Raw genomic sequence first — 2,282 nt, forward strand, 5'->3', positions numbered from 1 at the left:
GGCCACGATCGAGGGCCTGGCCGCCACGGACGCGGGACCCGAGGTTGACCGTTCGAACCTGCGGCGCACCAGCGGCCACAGCAGCCGCAGGCCGGGCGAGACGATCTTCGGGTCGGTCATCGTGCCGTTGGTCATGTCGGTCGCGGCGCCGCCGGGGTCTGCGGCGAAGACCGATACGCCCGTGCCGTCCAGCCTCTCGGCCAGGTCGAGCGTGTAGGCGAGGTGGGCGAGCTTGGCGCGGCCGTACCAGTGGAATCCGTAGTAGCCGCCGGGAGGTTCGACGGCGTCGAACACCCGCTTGGCGACCCCGACGGCGCCCGAGGTCACGTTCACGATCCGGCTCGGCGCACCGGCCGTCAGCGTGGGCAGCAGCAGTTCGGTCAGCAGGTAGGGCGAGAGGTGGTTGACGACGAACGAGGCCTCGACGCCGCCCAGGTCCCGCCGCTCCGCGAACATCGCCCCGACGTTGTTGACCAGTACGGTCAGCGGTTCGCCCGAGGCGGCGTGCTCGGCGGCGATCCGGTCGGCGAGCGCGCGCACCTCGTCGAGCGAGGCGAGGTCCGCGGAAAGGAACCGGGCGGGGTGGACCGGTCCGGTCGCGTTGATCCGGCCGACCGCTCGGGCGCCCCGGTCCGGGTCGCGCCCGACCACGGTGACCGCGAACCCGGCGGCGGCCAGACCCAGCGCGGTCTCCCCACCGATGCCGGCCGTTCCGGCCGTGACCACAGCGGTTCTCTTCACCACTTCATCCACCCCTGGCGTTATCCGGATACTCCATCCACTTGGCGCGACCGTAGCACATCCGGATGACCCATCCGGTTAGCGTGATCGGGGTTGACCGCCCTGTCCATTCGCCGCGGCTGTCCGCAACACCGGCCCGCATAAGCCCACTTGGGATGCCGGATCTTCAAGATCGGTAAGGTAGCCTGCTCGCACCCCGGCTCCCGAAGAGACCGGCCCGGCCTGAGAGCCGAGGAGCGGCGTGGCGGCGCCGGGCACGTTCGGACTCGTCAGCGCAGAGGTGCGCGACCCACGGATACAGAGGAGAGCTCCGATGAGGAACTCGTTCAAGAGGTTTTCCTTCACCATCGCCGCCGCGGCGGCCCTGACCGCGGTCATCCCCGTGAGCTCGGCGGCGGCCCTCGGCCGCACCGACTGCGGCAGTCGCAGCGACTTCCTCAGGATCACCAACTACAACCGCACCCAGCACCTCTGCTTCGCCAACGCGGGTTCGCAGTACGTCAAGATCTACAAGGTGGACAAGATCGAGGCCGGAAACAACCAGGTCGACGTCCAGATCAACGGCAGGATCAACCACCTCGACAAGTGGGGGTCCTCCATAAACATCGACGGCTCCGACCTCACCATCACCTGGATCAAGATCTACTGACCGAGGGCCCTACGAGGAAGCCGCCCGCCGGTCGGGCAGGTGCCAGCGGTAGGGGGCGACAAGGGCGTCGATGCTCTCCGGGCCCCAGCTTCCGGGGGCGTACGGTTCGACCGCCGGCGGCCGGTCGAGCAGCGGGGCGGCGACCTCCCAGAGCCGTTCGACCCCGTCGGACCGGGTGAACAGGGCCTGGTTGCCGCGCATGGCCTCCAGGAGGAGGTGCTCGTATCCCTCCAGGAGGTTCTGCGCGGCGAACGAGGTGCCGAAGTCGAACACCATGTCGGCTTCGGCCAACCGCATCGACGGGCCGGGTTCCTTCACCAGGAACCGGGCGGTGATGGAGCCCGGGTCGTCGAAGTCGATGACGAGTTCGTTGCTCCGGCCGTCGGCGGCCGCCCGCGCGTCCAGCGGGAACATCCGCAGGACCGGCTCGCGCAGTCCGAGCGTGACCACGTGCCTGCCCTCGGCGAGGGCCTTGCCCGTACGGAGGTGGAACGGCACGCCGGCCCAGCGCCAGTTGTCGATGCCGACGCGGAGCGCCGCGAACGTCTCCGTGTCCGACGCCGGGTCCACGCCCTGCTCGTCGCGGTAGCCCGTGTACTGGCCGCGGACCACGGCTGCGGGGTCCAGCGGGCGCATGCTGCGGAAGACCTTGACCTGCTCGTCGCGCAGCGCGTCCGCCTCCAGGGCGACCGGGGGTTCCATCGCGATGAACCCGAGCAGCTGGAACAGGTGGGTGACCACCATGTCCCGGAAGGTACCCGTGCCCTCGAAGAAGCGGGCGCGGCCCTGGATGTCGATGTGCTCGGGCACGTCGATCTGTACGTGGCTGATGTGCTCGCGGTTCCACAGCGGCTCGAAGAAGCCGTTGGCGAAGCGGAGGGCGAGGACGTTG

At 69.5% G+C, this 2,282-nt stretch carries 2 protein-coding genes and 1 pseudogene; 1 reads left to right on the forward strand and 2 read right to left on the reverse strand.

Going from position 1 to position 2,282, the window contains the following annotated elements; all coding sequences use genetic code 11:
• The coding region (locus tag AB0O29_RS35200; protein WP_365160320.1) for an SDR family NAD(P)-dependent oxidoreductase at positions 1–741 on the reverse strand (741 nt) is incomplete at its 3' end.
• A gap of 313 nt (positions 742–1,054) precedes the next feature.
• Here AB0O29_RS35200 and AB0O29_RS35205 point away from each other — a divergent pair.
• A complete protein-coding gene (locus AB0O29_RS35205; protein WP_365160323.1) occupies positions 1,055–1,390 on the forward strand; it encodes a beta/gamma crystallin domain-containing protein in 336 nt (111 codons plus the stop codon).
• A gap of 9 nt (positions 1,391–1,399) precedes the next feature.
• Here AB0O29_RS35205 and AB0O29_RS35210 read toward each other — a convergent pair.
• Positions 1,400–2,282: pseudogene (locus AB0O29_RS35210) on the reverse strand (glucose-6-phosphate dehydrogenase); the annotation flags it as partial.

It is taken from the genome of Streptomyces sp. NPDC089915 (assembly GCF_040684675.1).
Classification (GTDB): Bacteria; Actinomycetota; Actinomycetes; order Streptomycetales; family Streptomycetaceae; genus Streptomyces.